This is a genomic window from Sphingobium sp. D43FB (assembly GCF_002312805.1).
Classification (GTDB): Bacteria; Pseudomonadota; Alphaproteobacteria; order Sphingomonadales; family Sphingomonadaceae; genus Sphingobium.
The window spans coordinates 1-27,000 of sequence record NZ_NMUA01000001.1; the positions used below are offsets into that span (position 1 = coordinate 1).

Consider the following 27,000-nt stretch of genomic DNA (forward strand, 5'->3'; position numbering starts at 1 on the left):
CGACGTCCTGCTCATGGCTCAATGCCGTCGAGGGCTTCTTTGCAAAGTTGACCCGGCGGCGGCTGAAAAACGGCGTCTTCCACTCCGTTGTCGATCTGCAGGCCGCCATCAACCGCTTCATCAAGGAGCATAATGAGGCGCCGCGCCCCTTCGTCTGGAAGGCTGACCCTGACCAAATCATCGCCGCCGTTAGGCGCGGGCACCAAATGTTGGAATCAATCCACTAGCGGGAACCACGCAGTCTAATTCAGCGGTCTTCGTCCTGCTAACGCAAGCGTTGACCATCGCGCTGATCGTTGCTCTGACCCTGCTGGTCTCCCGTTGGCGTAGCCGTGTCGCGATGTGGATATCGATCATTCTCTTTGCTATTGGTATACCTAGTGTTTTTTCACTGGCTGCACATGGACTTTTGGCAGGTGCCCACTTCATCACTGTACTGCAGACTTTCGGTCAATTAGTTGCGTATGGCCTGCTGTTCACACCGGAAGCGCGGGCTTGGATGAAGGCAGGCACCTCTCCTCGAGCAGGCGTGATGGGCTAAGGTCCGCTTTCCACCAAAATTCGAAATGGCCATGTTGACACGACCGTCCTCACGCATCGGAAAGTCTAGCCATCGCTATGTAGAAAAGCTGGTTGAGCGGGAGTGACCGCTCTCAGGCAGGCCGACAACTAACGTCCAGCCTCACACCGGCCGCGTGCGCCACATCGCAATCGGGATCATCGTCAGCACGGGTTGATCGTCCTGGTTGAGGATCGTCACCTTGTTGCGCACGATCCCCATTTCCGGGCGGCTTTTCGATGCCTTTTTGTCGATCACTTCGCTTGTCCCGCGCAGCGTGTCGCCGGGGCGCAGTGGGCGGAGCCAGCGTAGCTCATCGACGCCGATCGCGCCCAAGCTCGCCGCCTGTCGCCCCGGATTCCTCTGCATCTCGGTCACGAACATCTTCATGAACAGCGCGGTGGTGTGCCACCCGCTGGCTGACAAGGTGCCGAAATGGGTGGTCGCTGCGGCCTCGTCGGACAGGTGGAAGGGCTGGGCGTCGAACTCCGCGGCGAAGGCGATCGTTTCCTCGCGGCTGACCGTCAACGGCCCGAAGGCGAAGCTGTCGCCGACTTCAATGTCCTCGAAATAGAGAATGTCATCCATCGCCACGCCTATCCTTTTGCAATGGATGCCGTTCTATCACCCCTTACGTTTACGTCAATGTCAGCTGATTTGCAGCGAAGGCTGGCCGCGCGGGACGGTCATGGTCGCTCGCGTGCTGATCGCGCCGCCCGGCGTCGACACCTGATCCATCACGCGCGCCTGCGTCGTCCAGGCGTCGGGCGTGACTTCGCAGACCAGATAGCCGCGCTGGTCGTTGATGAATTTCAGCTCGGCGTTGTTCTTCAACATTACATCGCTGCCGGTGCGCAGGTTCGACCCGTCGCCGCCCGACGAGATGGAGGTGGACACGAATTCGACCGCCACGGCCTTGTCGCCATTGTCGAGCAGCCCGGCGAAATTCTGATGCTCGTCGCCGGTCAGCACCACGACATTATCGAGACCACGCATCTTGGCCAGCAACCGGCTGCGCTGCGCCGTATAGGCGGCCCAAGTGTCGATATTATAGATTTTCTGGGTCTCGTCGGCATAGCGGCGGCGGTCGAGCGACATCATCATGATCTGCTGCGCCACGCAATTCCATTTCGTCTGGCCCCGCGTCATGTTGCGCACCAGCCAGCTTTCCTCCTCGGCGGAAATGACCATCGCCTTGCTGTCGTCGATGCCGGGGCAATAGGGTTTGAACCCATCGTCACACGGCTGATCCGTGCGGAAGGAGCGGGTGTCGAGAAAGTCGATCGACAGCAGATCGCCGAACCGCGCTTCGCGATAGGCGTTGGTGATGAGGCCGTTGCGCGGCATCATCGCCGCACGCACCGGCATAAATTCATACCAGGCCTGCAGCCCCGCCTGGCGGCGCAAGCGGAAGATTTCAGCGGGGCTGTTCCCCTTGCCGGCGAAATCCTGGACCCAATTATTGTCGATCTCATGATCGTCGAACGTTGGGAACCATGTGTGCCGGGCGCGTGCTGCCTGCAGGTCGTAATCGCTCAGATATTGAGCATAGCGCAGCCGATAATCGACAATGTCGATGCAATCCTGGCCGATATGCTGGCGGACCTGCGCCTCCGGCAGTCCGTCCTTGTCATAGTCCGGTCCGCGCTTTTTATATTCGTAAATGAAGTCGCCATAATGATAGACGAAGGCAAGGTCATCCTCGCGCGCCAGATGGCGGAACGCGGTGAACAGGCCGTCCTCATAATTCTGGCACCCGGCCACGCCGAATTTCAGCGCCTTGGGGCTGGCCGAGGCCAGCGGCAAGGTGCGTGCCCGCCCGCGCGGCGACTGGTCGCCTGCCAGCGCGAACCGATACCAATAGGGCCGGTCAGGCTGCAACCCTGACACCTCGACATGGACGCTGTGGCCAAGTTCAGGCCGCGCGGTGGCTTCGCCTGACGCCACGATCGTCTTGAAACGATCGTCGCTTGCCACTTCCCACTTCACCGGCAACGGGACGGTCGGCATCCCGCCATGCGGCTCGAACGGTTTGGGTGCCAGCTTGGTCCAGATGACAAAGCCATCCGCCGCCGGATCACCCGACGTCACCCCCAGCGAAAAGGGATAGCCCGCATACCAGCTTTGCGCCTTCAGCAAAGCGGGCGCGCCGATGGCGGGGGCAGTGGCGGCGGCGGTCAATATCTGGCGACGGGTCAGCATGGCAAATGTCCTGAAGGAAGGTCAGTGTGCGAGAATGGGGGCAAGCGCGGCTGGATCACCGTCACCGGGCACCGGCGCGACACCGATCAGACGCGTGAGCAGGGGATAGACATCGACATTGGCGAAATCGCGCTTTGGCTTGTTGCCTGCCGCGAAGGCCGGGCCGTGCGCGATGAACAATGCGCGCATTTCCGGTGCCTGATCGTCCCAGCCATGGCTGCCGCCGGTTATGGCGTAGGTCGGCGTGGTCGGCTGAATCTCCCACCCGGTTTCGCCCAGGCAGAAATAGGGCGGGATGCGCCGATGCGTGCCATAATGGAAACGGGCGGGCATCGCTTCCTTGCGCCAGCATTGCATATGGGGGTGGGGCTTGAGCAGAGCGGCTTCCAGCGCCTTTTCGCGTCCCGGCTGTGCCGCCAGCGTGGCATAAGGACCGGATTCGACAACGCGATAATCGGCCGGATCAGCGATCTTGTCCAATATTACCACCCGGTCGCTGGCGCTGGCGGCCATGCCGTGATCGGACAGGATGACGAGATTGGCGGGCTGCCCCATAGTCTTCAGACCGTCGATCAGGTCACGAATATGGCCGTCCACCTCTGTTGCCGCGCGCGCGGTTTCCGGTGCATCCGGTCCATAAATATGACCGGCCGTATCAACGATGTCGAAATAGAGGGTGACGAAGCGCGGGCGGATGGCGGCCGGGCGGCGAAGGACGTCCAGCACCATGTTGACGCGCTGGGTGCCACTGACCTGCTGATTGAACTGCGCCCAGTCGCTCGGCCGGGTGCCGCCGTCCAATGTATAGGGCCATTGCTGCAGGCGCGTGCCACCCCAGGCTACGTTGGAGCCGGGCCAGAACATGGTGGCCGTGCGTATTCCCGCCTTTTCCGCCGTTACCCAGATCGGTTCCGCCTCATTCCACCAATAAGGATCGTCGCTCGCCATGGTGAAGCGTTCATCGGGGCGGGTAACGTCCTCCATGCTGTTGGCGACGATGCCATTATGGTCGGGCCGCTTGCCCGTCACGACGGTCCAGTGATTGGGGAAGGTCTTGGTCGGAAAGGACGGGCGCATGGGCGCTTCGACGCCGCCCGCAGCCAGCCCGGAAAGGACAGGCGTCACGCCCCGTTCGAGATAATCGGGGTGAAAGCCGTCGATCGACACCAGGATGGTGACCGGCGCGCGTTCCTCTGTCGGGGCAGCGACGGCCGGACGCTGTTCGACCGAAGCGCATGCCCCCAGCACGCTGGATAAGGACAGGCAAAGGGCAACGGCTATCGAACGGGGGATCATGGCGACTCTATGATTAGGGGCTTTTGAAGCATGGCGCTTAGCAGGGATGCCATGACGGTAAAGTGACACTAAGCGGCAGGTGGGGCAATCCACGACCGCAGGGCGGCCCAGCGCTCGGCCTTTTGCGCGCGCGACAGGCTGGCATAGGCGCCGCTGGAGGAGGGGAGGTCGATCAGCGTCAGGCCCGGCCGGTCACCCAACTGCCGCCGCCCCTGCATCGCGGCGGTCTTGCCATTGAAGCCGATCGCTTCGAGCATCGGCAGCCGCGCGACGAACGCCCCCAGATCGCGGACTTCCGCCCCCCGAATGGCCCCGTCCAGGCTCCCCTCACGCTGCGCGCTTTCGATCACATCCCATAGGCCGACGCCCCGTGCCCGCAACCGCTTCAGCCGCATGGCATAGGGGTGGCCGCGCAAATCCTCGCCCAGCACATCGCCCATCAGCAGCCAGAAGGCGTTGCCGCGATGGGCATAATATTCCCCCTGCCGGATCGACGCATCACCGGGCAGGCTGCCGAGGATCAGCAGCCTTGTGTCCGCATCGACGCTGGGCGGGAAGGCGGCCTTGCGCTGCGCAGGCGATTGACCGGGACGCAGCGCCAAGGGTCAGACGTTGAAGCGGAACAGCATGATGTCGCCATCCTGCGTCACATAGTCCTTGCCTTCCGACCGCCATTTGCCCGCTTCCTTGGCCCCGGCTTCGCCGTTAAACTGGACATAATCGTCAAAGGCCATGGTTTCGGCGCGGATGAAGCCCTTTTCGAAATCGGTATGGATCGCGCCCGCCGCTTGCGGGGCCTTCGATCCACGCGCCACGGTCCAGGCGCGCGCTTCCTTGGGGCCGACGGTGAAGAAGGTGATGAGGCCAAGCAGTTCATAGCCCGCCCGGATGATCCGCGCGAGACCCGCTTCGGCAAGGCCCAGCGCTTCGAGATATTCCGCCCGTTCCTCGACCGGCATGGTGACGAGTTCCGCCTCAATGGCGGCGGAGACGATTACGGCCTTGGCATTTTCCGCCGCGGCCTTTTCGAACACACGCGCCGAATGAGCGTTGCCGCTCGATGCGCTATCTTCCTCGACATTGCAGACATAGAGGACGGGCTTGGCGGTCAGCAATTGCGCCTGCGCGAACAGCCTTGCTTCTTCTTCGTCGCGCGGCACCGTCAGGCGCGCGGGCTTGCCGTCGCGCAGCAGGTCTAGCGCCTGACCCAGAACGGCGGCGGCCGCCTTGGCCTCCTTGTCGCCCTGCGCGCCCTTTTTCAACAGGTTGGGAACGCGCTTTTCCAGGCTTTCGAGGTCGGCCAGCATCAATTCCGTCTCGACCGTTTCGGCGTCGGCGATCGGATCGACTTTATTTTCGACATGGGTGATGTCGTCATCTTCGAAACAGCGCAGCACATGGACAATCGCGTCGGTCTCGCGGATATTGGCCAGGAACTGGTTGCCCAGCCCTTCACCCTTGGACGCGCCACGCACCAGACCCGCAATGTCCACGAACGCCAATTGCGTTTCGATGATCTTGGCCGACCCGCCGATCTTCGCGATCGTCTCCAGCCGGGGATCGGGCACGGCCACGCGCCCCTCATTCGGTTCGATGGTGCAGAAGGGATAGTTCGCCGCCTGCGCCGCCTGCGTCTCGGTCAACGCGTTGAACAGGGTGGACTTGCCCACATTGGGAAGACCGACGATACCACAACGAAAACCCATTTGACTGCCTTTGAAGATCGGAAGGATTGGCGCGCGCGATAGCGCCTTGTGCGCTCCTTGGCCAGTGGCGCGCAAAGGGGTAGGACAAAAGGGCCAATTGCAATGCGCTTCGCACGCGCCACATGGAGCGTCATGACAGACATGCAAAGCCAGGCCCATTGGGTTGACGAGACCGGCCGCCAGTGGCCCAAGCGCCCGGCGCATGAGACGGGTGTACTAGGCCGTTGTCCCCGCTGCGGCGAAGGGCATATCTTCAATGGCTTCCTGACCATGCGCGATCATTGCGAAGTCTGTGGCCTAAATTACAGCTTCGCCGACCCTGCCGATGGCCCCGCCGTATTCGTGCAATTATTCGCCTGCGTGCCCGGCGTCATTTTCATCATCATGCTCGAAATCATGGCGCGGCCGGGCGTGTGGGTCCATCTGGCCGTTGGCGTCCCCGTGCTGATCCTGACCACCATTTTGCCCATGCGCCCGATCAAGGGCTGGCTGGTCGCTGCCCAGTTCACGATGAAGGCGCAGGAAGCGGGCACGGCGGGCCTGTGGGCCAAATTACATGATGGCCAAGGCACGAAGCCCTAACCTCAGTCCTTACCCAATCCAGTAAGGCACGATCTGCCGATTGTCCGGGTCGACATGGATCGGCCGATCGGCGGGCGGAAAGGCGCGCTGGTCGCAGCTTTGGCGCGAACAGAGGCGACAGGTGATGCCGATCGGCGTCGCCGCACCCTCGACGTCCAGCTGCAGGCCATCGGCATAGACGAAGTTCGCCGCATGCGCCGTCTCGCACCCCAACACCACGGCAAAGCGGCGCGGCGTCCGGCTATAGCTGCCCGATGGCTTAACCAGCCCCTTGGCCATAGAGACATAGCGCACGCCATCGGGCGTTTCGCCCAGTTGCACGTTGATCCGGTCGGGGATCGCCACCGCCTCATGCACGTTCCATAAAGGGCAAGCCCCGCCGAACCGCGCGAACTGCAACCGGGTGGCGCTGTGGCGTTTGGTGATATTGCCCGCCATGTCGACGCGGCAGAAGAAGAAGGGAATGCCGCGCAGCCCCGGTCGCTGAAGCGTCGAAAGCCGATGGCAGGCCTGTTCGAAACTGACGCCGAAGGTGCGGGCGAGCCGGTCGATGTCATGGCGCATCGTGCGGGCGGCTTCGCGGAAGGCGGCATAGGGCATCAGCAGCGCGCCCGCCGCGTAGTTACCAAGACCTATGGCCAGCAGACGGTCTGCCCCAGTCACCGGCAGTCCCGCCTTGCTCACCACATCAGCGATCACGGCCTGCCCCTCCAGCATCATGAGCTGGTGCGCCAGCATGAATTTGCGGCTCTCGGTCGGCAGCGCCGCGTTGACGAATAGCCGCTTGGTACTGCTGGTATAGGATCGCAACGCGCTGTCGGGCGTATCGGCGATCAGCGTTTCGATGCCATGCCGCCGCGCCAGCGCTTCGACCAGCATGCCTTCGTCCAGTGTTTGTCCGGCGGTAAAGCTGGCGGCCATGTCCTCGGCCAGGCAATCGATGCTGTGAACATAATTGCCCGCCTCATGAAACCAGTCGCGCGCCGCCTCCCATGGCAGCCGGGCCTGCACCGTGCTGTCATTGGCGATCGCTTCCTCGATCATGTTGATGCGCTCGTTCGCCCGCAGATGTGCATTATAAAGGTCGAGATAGCGCGCCGCGAATTCCGGGAACTGCAAATGCAATTTCTCGATCCGTTCCGGCTCCAGCGCGACGCCAGGCAATTCGGGATGGCTGAGCGCGAAGGTGAAGGCGCCCAGCATCTGCTCATCCTCACGCGCGTCAAAGCTGGCCCAATCGGTCGGAAAGGCATTGGCGAGTGCGGCCTTGACCTTGGCGGTCAGGGGGCGGTCATCATTCTCCATCTGGGATAGGTAGGACACGGAAATGCCCAACGCCTGCGCCATCGTCGCCTGATCCATGCGATGATCGAGGCGCAACTGGCGCAGCCTTGGTCCTGCAAAGATACGATTGCCGCGTGCCATATTTGGGTTCCCCGCTTCATGTTCCCCGGCGAAGGCCGGGGTCCAGTCCCATGGTCCGAACTGGACCCCGCCCTTCGCCGGGGCACGGAACAGGCCTGCTCCCAGTTCCTAATTTGCGAAGTCGTGATTTGCAAATTAGCAAATTTACATTTGCGAAAAGTCGCAAAGCTTGGGACAGAGCCGCTATAAGACGTCCGCGCAATGACCGGAGAGATATGCCTATGTCGAAGCTCGCCATTATCGAACAGCTTGAAGCCAAGCGCGAAGGCGCGCGCATGGGCGGCGGCCAACGCCGCATCGATGCCCAGCATGGCAAGGGCAAGCTGACCGCGCGCGAGCGGATCGAGGTGTTGCTGGACGAGGACAGCTTTGAAGAGCTGGACATGTATGTCGAGCATAATTGCGTCGATTTCGGCATGGATGAAGCGCATATCCCCGGCGATGGCGTGGTCACCGGATCGGGCACGATCAACGGGCGGCTGGTGTTCCTGTTCAGCCAGGACTTCACCGTCTATGGCGGCGCGGTGTCCGAACGACACGCGATGAAAATCTGCAAGATCATGGACATGGCGCTGAAGGTCGGCGCGCCGGTGATCGGGCTGAACGATAGCGGCGGTGCGCGGATTCAGGAGGGCGTGGCTTCGCTCGCCGGTTATGCCGAGATTTTTCAGCGCAATGTACTGGCCAGCGGCGTGGTGCCGCAGATCAGCGTCATCATGGGGCCGTGCGCGGGCGGCGCGGTTTATTCGCCGGCCATGACCGACTTCATCTTCATGGTGAAGGATAGCAGTTTCATGTTCGTGACTGGCCCGGACGTGGTAAAGACGGTGACGAACGAGGTAGTGACGCAGGAGGAACTGGGCGGCGCGGTGACGCACACGACCAAGTCGGGCGTGGCGGACGTGGCGTTCGAGAATGATATCGAGGCACTGTTGGCGGTGCGCGATTTCGTCGACTTCCTGCCCGCGTCGAACAAGGAGCCGGTGCCGGAGCGGCCGAGCGCGGACCCGTGGGACCGGATCGAGCCGAGCCTCGACACGCTGATCCCCGCCAATGCGAACCAGCCCTATGACATGCACGAACTGATCAAGAAGATCGTGGACGAGGGCGATTTCTTCGAGGTGCAGCCCGCCCATGCGGGCAACATCATCTGCGGCTTTGGCCGGGTGGAGGGCCGCACGGTCGGCATTGTAGCCAACCAGCCCTTCGTGCTGGCAGGGGTGCTCGATATCAACTCATCCAAAAAGGCCGGGCGTTTCGTGCGCTTCTGCGATGCGTTCGAGATACCGATCGTAACGTTGGTAGACGTGCCAGGCTTCCTGCCAGGGACCGCGCAGGAGCATAATGGCATCATCAAACACGGCGCGAAACTGCTGTTCGCCTATGCCGAAGCGACCGTGCCCAAGATCACCATCATCACCCGCAAGGCCTATGGCGGCGCCTATGACGTGATGGCGTCCAAGCATCTGCGTGGCGATTTGAACTATGCCTGGCCGACCGCCGAGATCGCGGTGATGGGCGCGAAGGGCGCGGTCGAAATCATCTTCCGTGGCAAGACAGCGGACGAGATTGCCGAGCGCACGGCGGAATATGAAGCGCGCTTCGCCAACCCGTTCGTGGCCGCATCAAAAGGCTTTATCGACGAGGTGATCCAGCCGCACTCGACGCGCAAGCGGATCGCGCTGGGTCTGCGCAAGCTGCGCAACAAGGCGCTGGAGAATCCGTGGAAGAAGCATGACAATATTCCGCTTTAACTAAGACCCGCCATCCTCGCGAAGGCGGGGAGCCATCTCCGGGCCTCGCGCCTTGGGATGGGGTGGGAGATGGGTTCCCGCCTGCGCGGGAATGACGAAGTTTAGGAACGCATGATGAAACTCGGTCGCCTCAATCATATCGGCGTCGCTACACCCAGCCTTGAAAAGAGCATTGCTTATTTTCGCGATGTGATGGGCGCGACGAAGATCCATGAACCCTTCGATCTTCCCGCGCAGGGAGTGAAGGTGTGTTTTGTCGATACACCGGGTGAAGGCGGCACGGCCGGGACGCAGATCGAGTTGATCGAGCCGTTCGATGAAAGCTCGCCGATCACGGCGTTCATCGCCAAGAACCCGGCCGGGGGGCAGCATCATATGTGTTATGAAGTGCCTGACATATTGGAGGCCAAGGCGTGGTTCGAGGCGAAGGGCGCGCGGGTGCTGGGTGAGCCGCGCATCGGGGCGCATGGGACGCCGATCTTCTTCGTGCATCCCAAGGATATGAACGGGGTGCTGACCGAGATCATGGAGACGCCGAAGGGCGGGCACTAGGCATGAAAACCTCCCCCCGGCGGGGGGAGGCAGCGAGACTTGGGGCTGCGCAGCAGACCCTTAGTCGCAGCGGAGAGGGGGTACGAAACCCGATGGGCCGAACACCCTCTCCAACTTCGGCTAGTCAGACAAGCTGACAAGCCTTCGTATCCTCCCCCTCAAGGGGGAGGGAGCAGGGTAGATTGAACGATGACCGACAAGCCGACGCTGGATCAATGGGCTGCCGCTGCCGCCAAGGAAGTGAAGGGCAAGGATTTGACCTGGGCGACCCCGGAAGGGATCGCCGTCAAGCCGCTCTACACGGCTGAGGACGTGACGATCGATCCGGGCCTGCCGGGCTTTGCCCCCTTCACGCGGGGGGTGCGCGCGTCCATGTATGCCGGGCGGCCCTGGACCATTCGCCAATATGCGGGCTTCTCCACCGCCGAGGAATCCAACGCCTTCTACCGCCGTAATCTCGCCGCTGGGCAAAAGGGGCTTTCGGTCGCCTTCGATCTCGCCACCCATCGCGGCTATGACAGCGACCATCCGCGCGTCACCGGCGACGTCGGCAAGGCGGGCGTGGCGATCGACACGATCGAGGATATGAAGATCCTGTTCGACGGCATTCCGCTCGACCAGATGTCGGTCAGCATGACGATGAACGGCGCGGTGATCCCGATCCTCGCTTTCTTCATCGTCGCGGGCGAGGAGCAGGGCGTCGACCGGAAATTGCTCGACGGGACCATCCAGAACGACATCCTCAAGGAGTTCATGGTCCGCAACACCTATATCTACCCGCCCGAACCCTCGATGCGGATCATCAGCGACATTTTCGGCTATACGTCGCGTGAGATGCCCAAGTTCAACAGCATCTCCATTTCCGGCTATCATATGCAGGAAGCGGGCGCGACGCAGGTGCAGGAACTGGCCTTCACCATCGCCGACGGCATGGAATATGTAAAATATGGCGTCGCGTCAGGCCTCGACATCGACAAGTTCGCCGGACGCCTGAGCTTCTTCTTCGCGATCGGCATGAATTTCTTCATGGAAATCGCCAAGCTGCGTGCGGCGCGGGTGCTGTGGCACCGGGCGATGACGGAGCTGGGCGCGAAGGATGAGCGCTCCAAGATGCTGCGGACGCATTGCCAGACGTCGGGCGTGTCGCTGACCGAGCAAGACCCTTACAACAACGTCATGCGCACCACGATCGAGGCGATGGCCGCGATGTTGGGCGGCACGCAATCGCTCCACACCAATGCGCTGGACGAGGCCATCGCGCTCCCCACCGACTTTTCCGCCCGGATTGCGCGCAACACGCAGATCGTAATCCAGGAAGAGACGGGGATGACCAAGGTGGTCGATCCGTTGGGCGGCTCCTATTATGTCGAGGCGCTGACGCAGCAACTGGTCGATGAAGCCTGGGCGATCATCGAAAAGGTGCAGGCCGATGGCGGCATGGCCAAGGCCGTGGCGGCAGGTTGGCCCAAGGCGATGATCGAAACCGCTGCGGCCGCCCGTCAGGCGCGGGTAGATCGCGGCGATGACGTGATCGTTGGTGTCAACAAATATCGTCTGGCGACCGAGGACTTCCTCGAAACGCTCGACATCGACAATGCCAAGGTGCGCGAAGGCCAGATCGCCCGCATCAACCGGGTGAAAGCGGAGCGTGACAGCGCCGCATGTGAAGCCGCTTTGCAGGCGCTGCGCGACGGTGCGGCGAAGTCCTCCAGTCTCGACAATAATCTTCTCGCCCTTGCCGTCGAAGCGGCCCGCGCCCGCGCGACACTGGGCGAAATCTCCTCCGCCATGGAGGAAAGTTTCGATCGCTACGGCACCCAGCCGACGCCGGTAAAGGGCGTCTATAGTGCGCCCTATGCGGGTGACAGCCGCTGGCAACAGGTTCTTGACGGCGTGCAGGCCGTCGAGCGGCGCCTCGGTCGCAAACCCAAACTCCTCGTCGCCAAGATGGGGCAGGATGGGCACGACCGGGGCGCCAACGTGATCGCGTCGGCATTCGGCGACATGGGCTTCGACGTGGTGTCGGGACCGCTGTTCCAGACGCCCGAAGAAACCGTCGTGCTGGCGCTGGAAAGCGACGTCGATGTCGTGGGCGCGTCGTCGCTGGCGGCGGGCCACAAGACGCTGATCCCCGACCTCATCGCCAAGCTGCGAGAAGCGGGCCGCAACGACATCAAGGTGATTGCAGGCGGTGTCATCCCGCCGCAGGATTATGACTTCCTCCGTGACGCGGGCGTTCAGGGCATTTATGGACCGGGTTCCAATGTCGTGGAATGCGCCGCCGACGTGCTGCGCCTCCTCGGCCACAACATGCCCCCTGCGGGGCTGGAGGATGCCGCTTGAATACCCTCTTCATCCTGATCCGCACCCAACAGCCGTTCGTTTCGAGCGTAGTCGAGAAACGTTGGCACCGTCCTTGCCGCTTCTCGACTGCGCTCGAAGCGAACGGAGGTGGTAAGTGACCATGACCGATACCACCGCCCGCACCGACTGGACCCGCGCCGAAATCGCCGCGCTGTTCGACCTGCCGTTCGCCGACCTGATGTTCGAGGCGCAGACCATCCACCGCGCCAATTTTCCGCGCAACGAAGTGCAACTCTCCACCCTGCTGTCGATCAAGACCGGCGGCTGCCCGGAGGATTGCGGCTATTGCAACCAGTCGGCTTCGGCGGAAAGCGGCCTCAAAGCCGAGAAGTTGATGAGCGTGCAGGCCGTGATGCAGGCCGCGGCGCAGGCGAAGGATGCAGGGTCTTCGCGCTTTTGCATGGGTGCGGCCTGGCGCAACCCCAAGGAACGCGACATGCCCGCCATCGTCCAGATGGTGCAGGGCGTGCGCCAGATGGGCATGGAAACCTGCATGACGCTGGGGATGCTCAGCGAAGGCCAGGCCAAGGTTCTGGCCGATGCGGGCCTCGACTATTACAACCATAATATCGATACCTCGCCTGAACATTATGAGAAGGTGATCACCACCCGTACTTTTGATGACCGGCTGGAAACGCTGGAGAATGTCCGCAATTCGGGGATCAATGTCTGCTCCGGCGGGATCGTCGGCATGGGTGAGACGCGCGAAGATCGCGTCGGCTTCCTGCACGCGCTGGCCGTGCTGCCACAGCATCCGCAGAGCGTGCCGATCAATGCGCTCGTGCCAGTCAAGGGCACCGTGCTGGGCAATATGCTGGCCGACACGCCGCTCGCGAAGATCGACGAGATCGAGTTTGTGCGGACGGTGGCGGTGGCGCGGATCGTGATGCCGGAGAGCATGGTGCGGCTGAGCGCCGGGCGCGAAAGCATGTCGGATGCGTGTCAGGCTTTGTGCTTCATGGCGGGTGCGAACAGCATCTTCACTGGCGACAAGCTGCTGACGACGGCCAATGCGGGCGACAATGCGGACGCAGCGCTGTTCGCGAAGCTGGGCGTGGTGCCGATGCAGGCTGAAGTGAAGGTTGCGATGGAGGCGGCTGAGTGAGTTTCGCCCTTATCTCCATCATCGTTGCCCTGGTTGGATAATGTTGCAGTCGGGCATGTTCATGCACGGCGATTAAGAAATACACCCGTTCGCCCTGAGCTTGTCGAAGGGCTGCTTTTCTCCTTGAGAGGAAGAACGGGGCTTCGACAGGCTCAGCCCGAACGGCTGATAGGATAGGACTGGGACAGGGAATAATATGGCAATCACCAAGATCCTGATCGCGAACCGTGGCGAAATTGCGTGTCGTGTTATGCGCACCGCCAAGAAGATGGGCATCAAGACCGTCGCGGTCTATTCCGATGCCGATGCGCGCGCGCCGCATGTGCTGATGGCGGACGAGGCCGTGCATATCGGCCCGTCCCCCGCCGCTCAATCCTATCTGATCGCAGACAAGATCATCGAAGCGTGCAAGGCGACCGGTGCCGACGCCGTCCACCCCGGCTACGGCTTCCTCTCCGAACGCGAGAGCTTTCGCAACGCTCTCGACGCCGAGGGCATCATCTTCGTCGGCCCCCCCGCTAATGCCATCGCGGCGATGGGTGACAAGATCGAGTCCAAGAAGCTCGCGCTGGAAGCGGGCGTCAATGTCGTGCCGGGCTTCGTCGGCGTGATCGACGACACCGAACATGCCGTCCGCATCTCCAACGAGATCGGCTATCCGGTCATGATGAAGGCATCGGCAGGCGGCGGCGGCAAAGGGATGCGGCTCGCCTATAATGAGCAGGATGTCCGCGAAGGCTTTGAAGCGACCAAGCGCGAAGGCCTGGCCAGCTTTGGCGACGATCGCGTGTTCATCGAGAAGTTCATCGAAAGCCCGCGCCATATCGAAATTCAGATACTGGGCGATCAACATGGTAATATCGTCTACCTGAACGAACGCGAATGCTCGATCCAGCGCCGTCACCAGAAGGTGGTGGAGGAAGCGCCGTCGCCTTTCGTCACGCCCAAGATGCGCAAGGCGATGGGCGAGCAGTGCGTCGCGCTCGCCCGCGCAGTCGGCTATTTCAGCGCCGGGACCGTCGAACTGATCGTCAGCGGTGCGGACACGACCGGGGAGGGCTTCTACTTCCTCGAAATGAACACCCGGTTGCAGGTCGAGCATCCCGTGACCGAGGAAATCACCGGCGTTGATCTGGTCGAACAGATGATCCGCGTCGCCAATGGCGAGGCGCTGGCCTTCACCCAGGATGACGTCAAGATCAACGGCTGGGCGATCGAGAACCGCGTCTATGCCGAAGATCCCTATCGCGGTTTCCTGCCGTCGACCGGTCGCCTCGTCCGTTACAACCCGCCCGAAACCGGCACCGACGAAAGCGGCGCGCTGATCCGTGTCGATGATGGCGTGGTCGAGGGCGGCGAAGTCTCCATGTTCTACGACCCGATGATCGCCAAGCTGATCACCTGGGCACCCACGCGGTTGGAAGCGATCGACAAGCAGATCGAGGCGCTCGACAAATTCGAGATCGAGGGACCGGGCCACAATATCGATTTCGTATCCGCGCTGATGCAGCATGAGCGTTTCCGCTCCGGCAATATCACGACCGGCTTTATCGCGGAGGAGTATCCCGACGGCTTCCAGGGCGCGCCCGCTTCGCCCGAATTGCTCCAGCGGCTCGCCGCGATCGGTGCCTTCGCCGCCATGGCCCAGGCCGACCGCGCCCGCCGCATCGACGGCCAGTTGGGCAAACGCTTGCCGCCGCCGACAGGCTGGCAGGTCAAGATCGGCGACAGCGTCCATGATGTGGAGATCGACGGCGACGATGTCACCGTCGATGGCGTGAGTGTAGACATGGCGCTCGAATATACGCCCGGCGATCGGCTGATCGAAGCCGAGTTCGGCGACGAGGAATTGGCGGTGAAGATCGCCCCGACCCGCGCTGGCTTCGTCCTAACCGCGCATGGCGCCAGCCATAAGTTGCGCATCCTGCCCGCGCACGCCGCGCCCTATGCCGCGCACATGATCGAGAAGATCCCGCCAGACCTGTCGCGCTACCTGATCTGCCCCATGCCGGGCTTGCTGGTCGCGCTGCATGTGGGGGCGGGCGACAAGGTCGAGGCCGGACAGCCGCTCGCCGTGATCGAGGCGATGAAGATGGAAAATATCTTGCGCGCGCAAAAGGCTGGTGTGGTGAAGAGCGTATCGGCCGCCCAGGGCGACAGCCTGGCCGTCGACGCGGTCATATTGGAGATGGAGTGACGCGCCTGATAGCGCAGTCGCTGATCCGGCTGACCTGAACCATAATAAAAAGGGCCGCCGCTCCGATTGGAGCGGCGGCCCTTTTTCACACTTACGCAGACATCAGCGCTCGATGCACATCGCCACGCCCATGCCGCCGCCGATGCACAGGGTCGCCAGACCCTTTTTCGCATCACGCTTGGCCATTTCGTAGAGCAACGTCGTCAGCACGCGCGCGCCCGAAGCGCCGATCGGATGGCCGATGGCGATCGCGCCGCCATTGACGTTGACCTTCTCCGCATCCCAGCCCAGTTCCTGGCCGACCGACAGCGCCTGCGCCGCGAACGCCTCATTGGCTTCGATCAGGTCGAGATCAGCGACGGACCAGCCCGCTTTCTCCAGCGCCTTGCGGCTGGCCGGGGCCGGGCCGATGCCCATGATCGAGGGATCGACGCCGCAGGTCGCGAAACCGGCGATCCGCCCCAGGATCGTCGCACCGCGCTTGGCCGCGGCATCAGCGGTCATCAGCACGAGCGCGGCGGCACCATCGTTCAGGCCGCTCGCATTGCCGGCGGTCACGCTGCCATCCTTCTTGAAGGCCGGACGCAGCGCCTGCATGCCTTCGATCGTGGCACCCGCGCGGATATATTCGTCGGCATCGACGATGGTGTCGCCCTTGCGGCCCTTGATCGTGATCGGCACGATTTCGTCGGCAAAGCGACCCGAAGCGCGCGCCGCCTCCGCCTTGTTCTGGCTGGCGACCGCGAAGGCGTCCTGCGCTTCCCGGCTGATCTGATATTTCTCCGCCAGATTTTCAGCGGTGATGCCCATATGATAATTGTTGAAGGCGTCGGTCAGGCCGTCATGGATCATCGTGTCGATCAGGCTGACATTGCCCATCTTAGTGCCAGCGCGCAGATATTGCGCATGGGGGGCGAGCGACATGCTTTCTTGCCCGCCTGCCACCATGATGTTGGCGTCGCCCGCACGGATCGCCTGAGCCGCCAGCGCCACCGCGCGCAGGCCGGAGCCGCACAGCTGGTTGATGCCGATGGCGGTCCGCTCGACCGGGATGCCCGCATTGACGGCGGCCTGCCGCGCCGGGTTCTGGCCCTGGCCTGCGCTCAGCACCTGGCCCAGGATCACTTCGTCCACTTCCTCTGGCGCGACACCGGCCTGCGCCAGGGCGGCGAGGATCGCCTGACGACCCAGTTCATGCGCCGGGGTCGATCCGAAAGCGCCCATGAAGCTGCCGACGGCGGTGCGCTTGGCGGCGGTAATCACGATGTCTGACAAAGGCCTGATCCTCTAATGACAGGGGTTGTTTTCGCCCGCGCCCATAGCATCATCCGCCATGGCTGGAAACCCAGTCGGACAGCGGATCCCATAGTAGGGCGCGCGCCCGGCCACCCACGACCATGCCGACATGTCCCAATGCCAGGCTGCGTTGTTCGGCGAAATCCGGGGCGGCCGCGGCGGGCACGATGCGGTCGGTTGTCGAGCGGATCGAAAGGCTGGGGCAGGGCAGGGCTTTGGGATCGATCAACTGGCCGCCGACGGACCACCGCCCTTCGCCGGTCGCATTGCCCGCATAGAGATCATCGAACAAGTCGCGGGCAGCAGCGTAGGTGAGTGGCGCGCCTTCATTCGCCCAATCCTCAACCGCGAGGAAAGCGCGGGCCGCGTCTGACCCTTCTTCCATATCGGCAAAGGCGGCATATTTCTGGATCGTGCGCTTGGGGTCCATCGCCCAGAAGCCGGACTGTAGCACTTCCATCGGCACATAACCCAACCGCTCGCACATCGCTTTGGCGTTGCGCCACAATATATTGATCTCTTGCCGGTCCGCATCAGCAAAACCGTCGAACGCCCAGGGGGATGCGATAGCGACGAGGGCCGTTACCTTGCGCAGCATTGCTGCAGTAATCGCCAATGTGCCACCCAGGCAATAGCCGACCAGAATGGGCGGGCGCGGCAGGCTCGCGAGCAATGGCAACAAACGCTCGGTCACATGCCTGTCCAGTCCCATCGCTGCATCGCGGTGCGTAGGCGACCCCCAATCGACCAGATAGGCGTCATGCCCTGCTGCACACATATGGCGCAGCATCGATCGGCTTTCCGACAGGTCCAGCACTTGGGGGGGATTGATCAGCGAGGGGATGAACACCACGGGCACCCGCCCATTTTCAACGCCATAGCGCAGCAGTCGAGCGCTGCCCGCCACGGCCACGCAATCGGGGGCAGGGGGAGCAGGGGGGCGCTGCGCCTCCTGATAGCGGCGCAGACCTGTGAACGCGCGGCGGCGCAGTTCAGGATCACCCTGCGTCTCGCGCCATAAAATATTGAGAAAAAGGGGTAATGGGCGCGGTCCATGTTGCGGTGCGACATGGCCTTGTGCTAGTGCAGAATGAGGTTCTGAGGGAGAGGCTTTCATGTCCAAATCTAAAGTGGTCAACGAATCCGATCCGGTCGTTATCAAGAAGTACGCCAACCGGCGTCTCTATAATACCGAAACTTCCAGCTACATCACGCTCGACCTGTTGTCGCAGATGACCCGCGAAGGGCGCGAGTTCACCGTGGTCGATGCCAAGTCCGGCGAGGACATCACGCACAACGTCCTGACCCAGATCATCATGGAGGAAGAACAGCGCGGCACCAACATGCTGCCGGTCAACTTCCTGCGTCAGCTGATTTCCATGTATGGCGATTCGATGCAGTCGATGGTGCCGCAATATCTGGAATCGTCGATGGACGCGTTCCGCAAGAACCAGCAGCAATTTCAGGAAGCCATGAAGGGCGCTTTTGGCGGCGGCCCGCTGGCCGAGATCGCCAAGCGCAACCTGCAGATGTTCGAAGCGGCTGCCAGCGCCTTTGGCAATGGCGTGCCGGGCATGCCGGGCGTTCCGGGTGCGACACCTGCACCCGCTGCAACGGACGGCAGCAAAGATGACGAGATCGCGGCGCTCAAGGCGCAATTGGCGGCGTTGAACGCGAAGATCGACAAGCTGAGCTGAATAACAGGATCGGACGAGACCATGGCGAAGGCGGATCGGTTGGAGCGGCTCGACGTTCGCCGCGAGGAACTGGAACTCGCCTATCGCGAGGCGCTGATCGCGGCGCTCCAGACTACCGCGAGCGGCAAATGGGGCCTGTTCGATCATCAGAAGGACAAGGCGGCACGGGCCAAGGCTGCGCCGATCGTCGCCGACCTGTGCGACACGGCCGACGAAATTGACGATCTGCGCACCACATTGGGGTTGGAGCGGTTCGCCCTGCATCAGGATTTCATGGCCGCGCGCGGGCCGGTATCGTCTGACGCCGTCGGCGAACCCAAACAGGCGCGCGCCTGGCTCGATCGACTGGGCGTCCCGGCCTGACTTCATTGCCATGCTCAGGGGTCGACAGGCGTAGCGCGCTTGCCCTATGGCGCGCCATTCCTTTCCGTTTCTAGCCTAAGGCCCGACCCCGTGAAGCACGCCCTTTCCGTCACCCGCGAACAGGATTTTTCCGCCTGGTATCAGGCCGTCATTACCGAGGCCGACCTGGCCGAGGAAAGCGGCGTGCGCGGCTGCATGGTCATCCGGCCATGGGGTTATGGCATCTGGGAACGTATCCAGAAATTGCTGGACGAACGGATCAAGGCGACGGGCCATGAAAATTGCTATTTCCCGCTGTTCATCCCGCTTTCCTATTTCGAGAAGGAAGCCGAGCATGTCGACGGCTTCGCCAAGGAAATGGCTGTCGTCACGCATCACCGGCTGATCCAGAAGGATGGCAAGCTGGTGCCGGATCCGGATGCGAAGCTGGAAGAGCCGCTGGTCGTGCGCCCGACATCGGAAACGGTGATCGGCGCGGCGTTCAGCCGTTGGGTCCAGTCGTGGCGCGACCTGCCGGTCCTGATCAACCAGTGGGCCAATGTCGTCCGCTGGGAAATGCGCACCCGCATGTTCCTGCGCACCACCGAGTTTCTCTGGCAGGAAGGGCATACGGCCCATGCCAGCGTCGACGAGGCGCTGGAAGAAACGATGAAGATGCTCGAAGTCTATCGCAGCTTCGCCGAAGAATGCGTCGCCATGCCGGTGATTGCGGGCGAAAAGCCCGAAAATGAGCGTTTCCCTGGTGCCGTCGCCACCTATTCGATCGAAGCGATGATGCAGGATGGCAAGGCGCTGCAGGCCGGCACCTCGCATTTTCTGGGCACGACCTTTTCCGCGGCGCAGAATATCAAGTTCCAAAATGCCGAAGGGCAGCAGGAACTGGCCCAGACGACCAGCTGGGGCATGTCGACGCGGATGATCGGTGGCCTCATCATGGTCCATGGCGACGATGACGGCCTGCGCGTACCGCCCCGTGTCGCGCCCTATCAAATCGTGGTCGTGCCGATGCTGCGCGACAATGACGAAGATGCCGCGATCGTCGATTATTGCACCGATCTGGTCAGCCAGTTGAATGCGCTCGACTTGTTCCGCGAGCCAGTTCGCGCGCTGCTCGACAAGCGCCCGGCCAAGGCCGCGACCAAGCGCTGGGGCTGGGTCAAGAAGGGTGCGCCGATCGTCATCGAAGTGGGCGGCCGCGATGTGGCGGGCGGCAATGTCTCGGTCATCCGCCGCGACCGGCTTTATCGCGAGGACGGCAAGCTCGACAGCCAGATCGTGGCGAAGGCGGATTTCGTCGCAGCGGCCACGTCGATGCTGGCCGATATCCAGCAGGCACTGTTCGCCGACGCCAAGGGACGGCTCGACAGCAATATCGACAGCTCGATCAGTTCGCTGGATGCGCTCAAGGCCTATTTCGACGCCAGCGCCAAGCCGGGCTGGGCGCTGGTGCAGTGGAGCAAGCCAACCGGCGATGCGCTCGACAAGGTCGTGCAGTGGCTCAAGGGTGAGAAGCTGACGCTGCGCAACATACCGAGCGATGCGGCGGCGGCTGATGGCGCGTGCATCTTCACGGGCGACACAGCGGTGGAACGGGTGCTGGTCGGTCGCTCTTACTAAACGGCCCCTTCAGCCGAGGGTGAGGTAGATTTCCGCCTCAATCAGCCAGTCTTCCCCGCTTTGCCGCCATTTGGCACTATAAATGCCCGAAGCCTGTTGTTCGCCCGTCGAGGCGAGAACGCCTTGCCACTGGCCATGCTCCATCGCGATCGGCTCGACGGCCGACGCGATAATCGTGTCCGGCGTTCGGGTGTAGATCAGACGCTCCGCCGCGGCGAACTCGCGCCGCCACGCCAGCATCTGCGCCTTGCGCCCGGCCAGCAACGCACTGTCCGTCCCCGCGACGAGAATGGCGTCCCGCGCCAGCAGCGTTTCGATCATGCGCAGGTCGGCTTGCGCCAGCGCGCGGTTGAAGCTGGCGCGGCGCAGGCGGATGGCGAGGTCGGGGGTGGTGGTCATGGGAACCGGTCGTAGGTCGTGCCACCCGCCGATGCAATTGGCAGACCGACGTCAGGCGGCCAGACGGTCGCCCGAGAGCTTCTCCAGCAACGCGGCCACCTGACCCGCCGGAATCGGACGACTGAAGAAATAGCCCTGGATCTGGTTGCACCCTTCGGCGCGCAATATTTCCAGCTGCTCGCTGCTTTCCACCCCTTCGGCGGTGGTTTCGATGCCCAGCGCATCCGCGAGCGTGGTGATGGCGCGGATGATGGCGGTCGCGCCATCATGTTCCAGCAGATCGATGATGAAACTGCGATCGATCTTCAACTTGTCGAAGGGGAAACTGCGCAAATAGCTGAGCGAAGAATAGCCGGTGCCGAAATCATCGAGCGCGATCCGCACGCCCAAGGCGCGCAGCGAATGGAGCGACCCGAGCGTCGCTTCAACATTGTCGATGAACAGGCTTTCGGTGATCTCCAGTTCCAGCCGGTTCGGTGCCAGGCCCGACCGCGCCAACGCCTGCAAAACGATGCTGTTGAGCGTCGAACTGCGGAACTGCACGGGCGAGATATTGACCGCGATGCGGATGTCGTCGGACCATGTTGCGGCGATGCGGCAGGCTTCGTGCAGCGCCCATTCGCCGATCGGGACGATCAGGCCAGTTTCCTCCGCCAGCGGAATGAACTGCACGGGCGACACCATGCCATGTTCCGGATGGTTCCAGCGCAGCAGCGCCTCGAACGCGGTCACGCGATTCTGCGACAGGCCGAACAAGGGTTGGAAATAGAGTTCCAACTCGCCTTTGCGCAGCGCATCATGCAGATCGATCTCCATCGCGCGCCGGGCCTGTGCTTCAGCATCCATCGCGCTTTCGAAAAAGCGATGGCTGCCCTTGCCGTCATCCTTGGCGCGGTGCAGCGCCAGGTCGGCATTTTTGAGCAATTCGGTCGCGTCCCGGCCATCCTGCGGCGCGAAGACGATGCCGATGCTGGTACCGGTCACGATCCGATGGCCGTTGACGTCGAACGGTTGCGCCAGCGCCTTGACGAGCGCGCGACCGGTCTGGTCGGCGCTGCCGCTGCCATCGGGCAGGATCACCGCAAACTCGTCGCCGCCCAGCCGCGCCACAAAGCCCTGCGGACAGGTTTCGCCCAGCCGCGTTGCCACTTCGCATAGCAGGGCGTCGCCGGTCGGGTGGCCCAGCGTATCGTTCACCGACTTGAAATTGTCGAGGTCGAGGCAGAACAGCGCGAAGTTGGCCCCGCCATGACGGCTAAGCGCGAGCGCAATCTGTTCGCGTAGCAGGGTACGGTTGGGCAGGCCCGTCAGCGAATCGTGAAAGGCCATATGGGCGATCTGCCGCTCGCGTTCCTCGACCGCATTGACCATGCGATTGAAGCTACGTGCCAGCTGGCCGATTTCGTCGCGTGTTTCCACCGCCACCTCGGCATGCTGGCCTGCACTGACCTTGCGCGCGGCGGCCTCCAGCGCCACGATCGGGCGGGCCAATCGGCGCGACGCGACGAAGGTACCGGCGATCGCCAACACCGCGCCCAACGCGCCAAATCCGAGCAACGCCCACAGGATCGGCGCATAGTCCCGCAAGGCGCGCGTGAGGCTATATTCCAAGACGAGTATCTGCGGCGCGGATTCGACCAGGGTCGGCACGCTGCGGGCTTGCATCAGGATGCGTTCGCCATTGCGTGCGACTTCCTTGACGGTGCCTGCGCCAATGTCCGATCCGGTCTGCGGCAGGATGCGGGGATGCAGGTCGATCGAGGACAGGCGCGCAATCTGCCTGAGGTCGGCCGGACCCATCGTCCGCGCAAAGATCACCCATCCCGTGAGGATCGGGGCGCGCACCGGAGAGGCGGCGACCATGTAATTTTCCCCGCCCCAATGGGCGACGCCGCGCTCCCGGCCCATGTCCAGCGCGTCGAACAACTGATTCTTCTCACCGACCGACATGCCCGGCACATGGCCGACGACAGTGCCATCGACGCCCACGAACAAGGCGTGCTGCAGGTCGAAGCGGCCTTGGAGGCTTTCGAGCGCGGATATGATGGTCGGCGCATCGCTCGTGCCGACGGCCTCGCGGAACCCGAAGTCGCTCGCCAGCACATTGCCGGCCTGCGCCATCTGGCTGACCTGCATTGCGGCAATGCGATCGAACAGCGCACTGCCGACGGCCATTTCGCGCCGGATCGACTTTTCGGCATAGGTTTCGATCGCCATGCGTGTGCCATAGAGCGCCAGTATCGACACACCCACGAACAGCGCCCCGTAGAAAAGGGTCATCCGCAGGGTCAGCGTCGATTGCAGCCGCCAGACCCACCGCTGCCATAGCCCCGTCAAGGCAAGCGCGCCCTTCACCGCGCGGCGCGCAGCGTCAGCGGCACCGTCTTGCTGACGGCACCGCTACCGGGAATGGGGACGTTCACCACCAGTTCGTTATCCTTGGCGCGCAGCAGCGGATGCCAGATCGTCACCTGTGCCGTGCCGGTCGCCATGCCGGTGATCCGCGCCGTGCCTGCCGCGTCGCTCTTGGCGGCGAAGGGCGTCTCGACGACTTTGATGAAGCCCGTCATCTGATCGTGAATATTGCATCCCACCGCGACGGCGCCCGGCGTCTTGAAAGTATAGCTGCGGGTTTCATCCTGGCCGAATAATTTGATCTCGAACTTGGCCGGGCGTGAAAAGGAATAGACGTGGTGGCGCACCTTATCCTTGTTGGGAAAGCGCACCGTAGCCCCTACCGGCACGATCAGGACATGCGGCACGAAGGCGACATTCTGCTGGATCATGGTGGTGGGCCAGGGAAAGCGGATGGGGCCTGCGGGGATGCCGCCAGCGGGTCGGACGGAAACGACGGCATCGCTCACCGGGCGCCCCGCCGCATCGACCAGTTTGAGATTGAGATCCCCGGCCACGACTGGGCTGGCCGTGCAGGACAACAGAATGAGCGCAAAGCGTAAGTTAGGCATGCCGCTGTGTTTAGCGGTAAATATTGAACAATTGCTTATGATCCGCGTGGATCGCCAGAACCCGCTCTCTTCCCGGCATCAAGCTGAATATTTTTTTAACCAGGTCCGTCTATGTCGCTGAACATGACTCGACTTCTCCTCGCCGCCACTATGGCGCTCTTCGCTACCCTATCCCTGTCTCCCACGGCGAGCGCCAGACCGCTCCGCCATGGCGGCAAGCTCCTGCTTACCAATGGCATTGCGTCGCTTGAGGGCGCGAGTGGCGGCGGCCTTACGCCCTGGGCGGTGATTGCGGGCAACGAAACGGACGAAGGTATCGGCCTGTCCGGCCATGGCACGATGGTCGAGGTGAAGGATTATGATTATTGGAGCGCGGGCGTAGCCGTCGGCTTTCGCGACCGGCTCGAACTCAGTTACGCCCATCAGAATTTCAACACCAACGACATCGGCACCGTGCTGGGCCTGGGCAAGGACTATGCATTTTCGCAGGACATCATAGGCGCCAAGGTCCGGGTCGCGGGCGATCTCGTCTATGACCGGCTGCCTGCCATCGCGATCGGCGCGCAATATAAGAAGAACGGGCAGGGCGCTGTCGTCCGCGCGATCGGAGCGCAGGATGACGAGGGCGTGGACTATTACGCCTCGGTCAGCAAATTATTCCTGTCGCGCTCGATCCTGCTGTCGGGCACCGCTCGGCTGACCAAGGCGAATCAGATGGGTCTGCTCGGTTTCGGTGGCGATAAGCAAGATAGCTATGGCCTGCAGTTCGAAGGATCGGCCGCCTGGCAATTGTCGCGGCGCGTCGCGATCGGCGGCGAATTTCGCAGCAAGCCCGACAATCTGGGGATCGCGCGAGAGGATGACTGGTTCGACCTGTTCGCGGCGGTCGCGGTGCATCGCAACCTGACTGCCACGGTCGCCTATGCCGACCTCGGTTCCATCGCCACCGTCAAGGGCCAGCGCGGCCTGCTCCTGTCACTCCAGGCCGCTTTCTAAGGACGTCATCATGTCTCTGCTTCTCTCGCTGCTCCTGCTGCAAGCCGCACCCCATGCCATGCCCGGCGAAGACGCGGTCGATCCCTATGTGCCCAATGCGGCCCATGCCGGCGGCGCGCCCTTCACCGGCGATGCCATGGCGCGGGCGTTTCACGGCCAAGACGGCATCAGGCGCGTGGTCGATGGCATGGTCGCCCGCGCCTATGCCGATCCCGTCATTGGCGAGATTTTCGTGGGACATGACAAGGTGCGCCTGACCCGGACACTGTTCGAGCAATTTTGCTACCTGCTGAACGCTGGCTGTTCCTACAGCGGTCGCGACATGGCGAGCGCGCATAAGGATTTGGGGGTGCAGCGCAAGGACATGAACCGCCTGGTCGAATTGCTTCAGGAAGCGATGCGCGCGGAAAAGATCGATTTCCAGGCGCAAAACCGCTTCCTGTCGAAGCTAGCACCGATGCATCATGATGTGGTGAAGCAATAAGCCAGCCGCCAACGGCGGTAATGGTGCATCTGGTAAGAGCGACTTCGAACCCGCCAAGGTTCGCAAGGCCGAACGGCCGCCCGAGCTTATGCGAGGCCAGCCAAGCGGGCGGATGCCCGCGTCGGCGCCTCAGGCTAAAAAATGTGGTGCACCCAACTGGATTCGAACCAGTGGCCTTTGCCTTCGGAGGGCAACGCTCTATCCAGCTGAGCTATGGGTGCATGACGCTGGTCGGACATGGCGCTTAGCAAAGGCCATGGGCCTGCGCCAGCCTCAATTCACCCGCGCCCCATCTTATTTCGCCGCCTTTTCCATCGGCTGGAATTTGCCCAGGCCACAGCTTGCGCCCGGCTGCAGGCCTGGTCCAGCGTTCCACAGCACCGTGATGATATCGACCGAGCAAAGCTGCGAAATGCTGGTCTGGTAGGAGAATCGCTTTTCGAAGCCCAGGCTGGGGCAGCTGTTGGGCAGCGTGTTGCGGTAGAGTTTGCGGCCGTTCATGATGAAGTCGATGGTCCGATCGTCGCGCACATTGGTCGATCGGATCGACCGGATCGGGATGCAAGTGACCGCTTCGCCCTTTGCCACATAGGGGTCGGGCCTGTCCTTGGCGACGGCTGGTGTCGCGGTAGCCGCCAGGGCTAGGCCAATGGCTAGACAGTGGGTGCGCGAAATCATCATGACGTCTCTCCTTGGCTCATGCCGAATCGACGATCTGGCCGATATTATTCCGTATCGCTATTCGCTGTCTGCTGAACTGGGCGATAACGGAAAGGCGGCAGAGGGTGGTTTTGGTGCGGGCGTCTTGGGCTTGAACCGGCACAGGTCGGCGACGATGCAGCGCCAGCATTCGGGGCGACGCGCCTTGCACACATAGCGGCCATGCAGGATCAGCCAATGATGCGCGTCGCGCCGAAATGGTGCCGGCACGCGCTTTTCGAGTTTCAGCTCGACCGCGAGCACCGTCTTTCCGGGGGCGAGGCCAGTGCGGTTGCCGACGCGGAAGATGTGGGTATCGACGGCGAAGGCTTCCTGCCCGAACGCGGTATTGACCACGACATTGGCGGTCTTGCGCCCGACGCCGGGCAGGGTGGTCAGCGTGTCGCGATCCTGCGGCACTTCTCCGCCGAAATCGCGGACCAGTATCTCCGACAAGGCAATGACATTCTTGGCCTTGCCGTTGAACAGGCCGATCGTCTTGATATGCTGCTTGAGCGCGTCTTCGCCCAGATCGACCATCTGCTGGGGCGTCTGGACATCGCGGAACAGGGCGCGGGTGGCCTTGTTGACGCCGACATCGGTGGCTTGCGCGGACAGCACGACGGCGACCAGCAACTGATAGTCGTTGCCATATTCCAGTTCGGTGACCGGCGCCGGATTGGCTTCGGCCAGGCGGCTGAAAAAATCGAAGATCTGCGCCTTGTTCATGTCATGACTTTC

The 27,000-nt window shown here is 62.5% G+C and carries 25 protein-coding genes, 1 tRNA gene and 1 pseudogene; 13 read left to right on the forward strand and 14 right to left on the reverse strand.

Features of this window, described 5'->3' with window-relative positions; translation table 11 throughout:
• Positions 1-227, forward strand: a pseudogene (locus SxD43FB_RS00005) (IS630 family transposase); the annotation flags it as partial.
• A gap of 50 nt (positions 228-277) precedes the next feature.
• Complete coding sequence (locus tag SxD43FB_RS24570; protein ID WP_141249435.1) at positions 278-541, forward strand: hypothetical protein; 264 nt, start codon at positions 278-280, stop codon at positions 539-541.
• A gap of 141 nt (positions 542-682) precedes the next feature.
• On the opposite strand, the gene SxD43FB_RS00010 is transcribed toward SxD43FB_RS24570, so the two are convergent.
• The 5 genes from SxD43FB_RS00010 to ychF form a co-directional block, all read right to left on the reverse strand.
• Positions 683-1,147: a MaoC family dehydratase gene (locus SxD43FB_RS00010; RefSeq protein ID WP_096060467.1), complete on the reverse strand. Its 465-nt coding sequence runs from the start codon at positions 1,145-1,147 to the stop codon at positions 683-685.
• A 60-nt stretch (positions 1,148-1,207) separates the two neighbouring features.
• Positions 1,208-2,761, reverse strand: a complete 1,554-nt coding sequence (locus SxD43FB_RS00015) for an alkaline phosphatase D family protein (protein WP_096060468.1) — start codon at positions 2,759-2,761, stop codon at positions 1,208-1,210.
• Between the two features lie 21 nt (positions 2,762-2,782).
• Complete coding sequence (locus SxD43FB_RS00020) at positions 2,783-4,057, reverse strand: ectonucleotide pyrophosphatase/phosphodiesterase (protein WP_096060469.1); 1,275 nt, start codon at positions 4,055-4,057, stop codon at positions 2,783-2,785.
• Between the two features lie 68 nt (positions 4,058-4,125).
• Positions 4,126-4,659, reverse strand: coding sequence for a DNA-deoxyinosine glycosylase (locus SxD43FB_RS00025; protein ID WP_096060470.1), 534 nt, complete (start codon positions 4,657-4,659; stop codon positions 4,126-4,128).
• A 3-nt stretch (positions 4,660-4,662) separates the two neighbouring features.
• Positions 4,663-5,763, reverse strand: a complete 1,101-nt coding sequence (gene ychF, locus SxD43FB_RS00030; protein ID WP_096060725.1) for a redox-regulated ATPase YchF — start codon at positions 5,761-5,763, stop codon at positions 4,663-4,665.
• A 132-nt stretch (positions 5,764-5,895) separates the two neighbouring features.
• Between ychF and SxD43FB_RS00035 the strand changes: the two genes are divergently transcribed.
• On the forward strand, positions 5,896-6,345 hold the full coding sequence (locus SxD43FB_RS00035; protein ID WP_096060726.1) for a DUF983 domain-containing protein: 450 nt from the start codon (positions 5,896-5,898) through the stop codon (positions 6,343-6,345).
• Between the two features lie 9 nt (positions 6,346-6,354).
• Here the strand turns inward: SxD43FB_RS00035 and SxD43FB_RS00040 are convergent, their stop codons facing one another.
• A complete protein-coding gene (locus tag SxD43FB_RS00040; protein WP_069064809.1) occupies positions 6,355-7,770 on the reverse strand; it encodes a helix-turn-helix transcriptional regulator in 1,416 nt (471 codons plus the stop codon).
• 221 nt (positions 7,771-7,991) lie between these two features.
• On the opposite strand from SxD43FB_RS00040, the gene SxD43FB_RS00045 reads away from it, so the two are divergent.
• From SxD43FB_RS00045 to SxD43FB_RS00065, 5 genes are all read left to right on the forward strand, one after another.
• Positions 7,992-9,524 carry an acyl-CoA carboxylase subunit beta gene (locus SxD43FB_RS00045; protein ID WP_096060471.1) on the forward strand — a complete coding sequence of 511 codons (1,533 nt, stop codon included), beginning with the start codon at positions 7,992-7,994 and terminating at the stop codon, positions 9,522-9,524.
• Positions 9,525-9,638: 114 nt separating this feature from the next.
• Positions 9,639-10,076 (forward strand): methylmalonyl-CoA epimerase, encoded by a 438-nt coding sequence (gene mce / locus SxD43FB_RS00050; RefSeq protein ID WP_096060727.1) that lies wholly within the window; start codon positions 9,639-9,641, stop codon positions 10,074-10,076.
• 189 nt (positions 10,077-10,265) lie between these two features.
• Entirely contained in the window at positions 10,266-12,419 is a 2,154-nt protein-coding gene (gene scpA / locus SxD43FB_RS00055) for a methylmalonyl-CoA mutase (RefSeq protein WP_096060472.1), read from the forward strand.
• 121 nt (positions 12,420-12,540) lie between these two features.
• Complete coding sequence (gene bioB, locus SxD43FB_RS00060) at positions 12,541-13,545, forward strand: biotin synthase BioB (protein ID WP_096060728.1); 1,005 nt, start codon at positions 12,541-12,543, stop codon at positions 13,543-13,545.
• A 196-nt stretch (positions 13,546-13,741) separates the two neighbouring features.
• Positions 13,742-15,742 (forward strand): acetyl/propionyl/methylcrotonyl-CoA carboxylase subunit alpha, encoded by a 2,001-nt coding sequence (locus SxD43FB_RS00065; RefSeq protein WP_096060473.1) that lies wholly within the window; start codon positions 13,742-13,744, stop codon positions 15,740-15,742.
• Positions 15,743-15,844: 102 nt separating this feature from the next.
• Here the strand turns inward: SxD43FB_RS00065 and SxD43FB_RS00070 are convergent, their stop codons facing one another.
• Both SxD43FB_RS00070 and SxD43FB_RS00075 read right to left on the reverse strand, forming a co-directional pair.
• Complete coding sequence (locus SxD43FB_RS00070; protein WP_096060474.1) at positions 15,845-17,017, reverse strand: acetyl-CoA C-acetyltransferase; 1,173 nt, start codon at positions 17,015-17,017, stop codon at positions 15,845-15,847.
• 49 nt (positions 17,018-17,066) lie between these two features.
• Positions 17,067-18,029 carry an alpha/beta fold hydrolase gene (locus SxD43FB_RS00075; RefSeq protein WP_176482647.1) on the reverse strand — a complete coding sequence of 321 codons (963 nt, stop codon included), beginning with the start codon at positions 18,027-18,029 and terminating at the stop codon, positions 17,067-17,069.
• Between the two features lie 124 nt (positions 18,030-18,153).
• Here SxD43FB_RS00075 and phaR point away from each other — a divergent pair, with 124 nt between their 5' ends.
• From phaR to proS, 3 genes are all read left to right on the forward strand, one after another.
• Positions 18,154-18,735 (forward strand): polyhydroxyalkanoate synthesis repressor PhaR, encoded by a 582-nt coding sequence (phaR, locus tag SxD43FB_RS00080; RefSeq protein WP_096060475.1) that lies wholly within the window; start codon positions 18,154-18,156, stop codon positions 18,733-18,735.
• A gap of 21 nt (positions 18,736-18,756) precedes the next feature.
• Complete coding sequence (locus tag SxD43FB_RS00085) at positions 18,757-19,098, forward strand: hypothetical protein (protein WP_096060476.1); 342 nt, start codon at positions 18,757-18,759, stop codon at positions 19,096-19,098.
• Positions 19,099-19,188: 90 nt separating this feature from the next.
• Positions 19,189-20,715 (forward strand): proline--tRNA ligase, encoded by a 1,527-nt coding sequence (proS, locus tag SxD43FB_RS00090; RefSeq protein WP_096060477.1) that lies wholly within the window; start codon positions 19,189-19,191, stop codon positions 20,713-20,715.
• A gap of 9 nt (positions 20,716-20,724) precedes the next feature.
• On the opposite strand, the gene SxD43FB_RS00095 is transcribed toward proS, so the two are convergent.
• Genes SxD43FB_RS00095 through SxD43FB_RS00105 form a run of 3 tightly spaced genes read right to left on the reverse strand, consistent with a single transcriptional unit; the run spans position 20,725 to position 24,080 of the window.
• Positions 20,725-21,114: a nuclear transport factor 2 family protein gene (locus SxD43FB_RS00095; protein WP_096060478.1), complete on the reverse strand. Its 390-nt coding sequence runs from the start codon at positions 21,112-21,114 to the stop codon at positions 20,725-20,727.
• Positions 21,115-21,165: 51 nt separating this feature from the next.
• A complete protein-coding gene (locus SxD43FB_RS00100) occupies positions 21,166-23,451 on the reverse strand; it encodes an EAL domain-containing protein (protein WP_255245552.1) in 2,286 nt (761 codons plus the stop codon).
• Positions 23,452-23,465: 14 nt separating this feature from the next.
• Positions 23,466-24,080 (reverse strand): methylamine utilization protein, encoded by a 615-nt coding sequence (locus SxD43FB_RS00105; protein ID WP_096060479.1) that lies wholly within the window; start codon positions 24,078-24,080, stop codon positions 23,466-23,468.
• A 150-nt stretch (positions 24,081-24,230) separates the two neighbouring features.
• On the opposite strand from SxD43FB_RS00105, the gene SxD43FB_RS00110 reads away from it, so the two are divergent.
• The gene (locus SxD43FB_RS00110) at positions 24,231-25,076 is read left to right on the forward strand and encodes a DUF3034 family protein (protein ID WP_255245570.1); all 846 of its coding nucleotides are present in this window, start codon (positions 24,231-24,233) and stop codon (positions 25,074-25,076) included.
• Between the two features lie 10 nt (positions 25,077-25,086).
• Positions 25,087-25,560, forward strand: coding sequence for a group 1 truncated hemoglobin (locus SxD43FB_RS00115; RefSeq protein WP_096060480.1), 474 nt, complete (start codon positions 25,087-25,089; stop codon positions 25,558-25,560).
• Between the two features lie 144 nt (positions 25,561-25,704).
• On the opposite strand, the gene SxD43FB_RS00120 is transcribed toward SxD43FB_RS00115, so the two are convergent.
• From SxD43FB_RS00120 to nth, 3 genes are all read right to left on the reverse strand, one after another.
• A tRNA-Arg gene (locus SxD43FB_RS00120) sits at positions 25,705-25,781 on the reverse strand.
• Positions 25,782-25,854: 73 nt separating this feature from the next.
• Positions 25,855-26,238 (reverse strand): hypothetical protein, encoded by a 384-nt coding sequence (locus SxD43FB_RS00125; RefSeq protein WP_096060732.1) that lies wholly within the window; start codon positions 26,236-26,238, stop codon positions 25,855-25,857.
• Between the two features lie 60 nt (positions 26,239-26,298).
• Positions 26,299-26,988: an endonuclease III gene (gene nth, locus SxD43FB_RS00130; protein ID WP_096060481.1), complete on the reverse strand. Its 690-nt coding sequence runs from the start codon at positions 26,986-26,988 to the stop codon at positions 26,299-26,301.
• Positions 26,989-27,000: the final 12 nt, after the last annotated feature.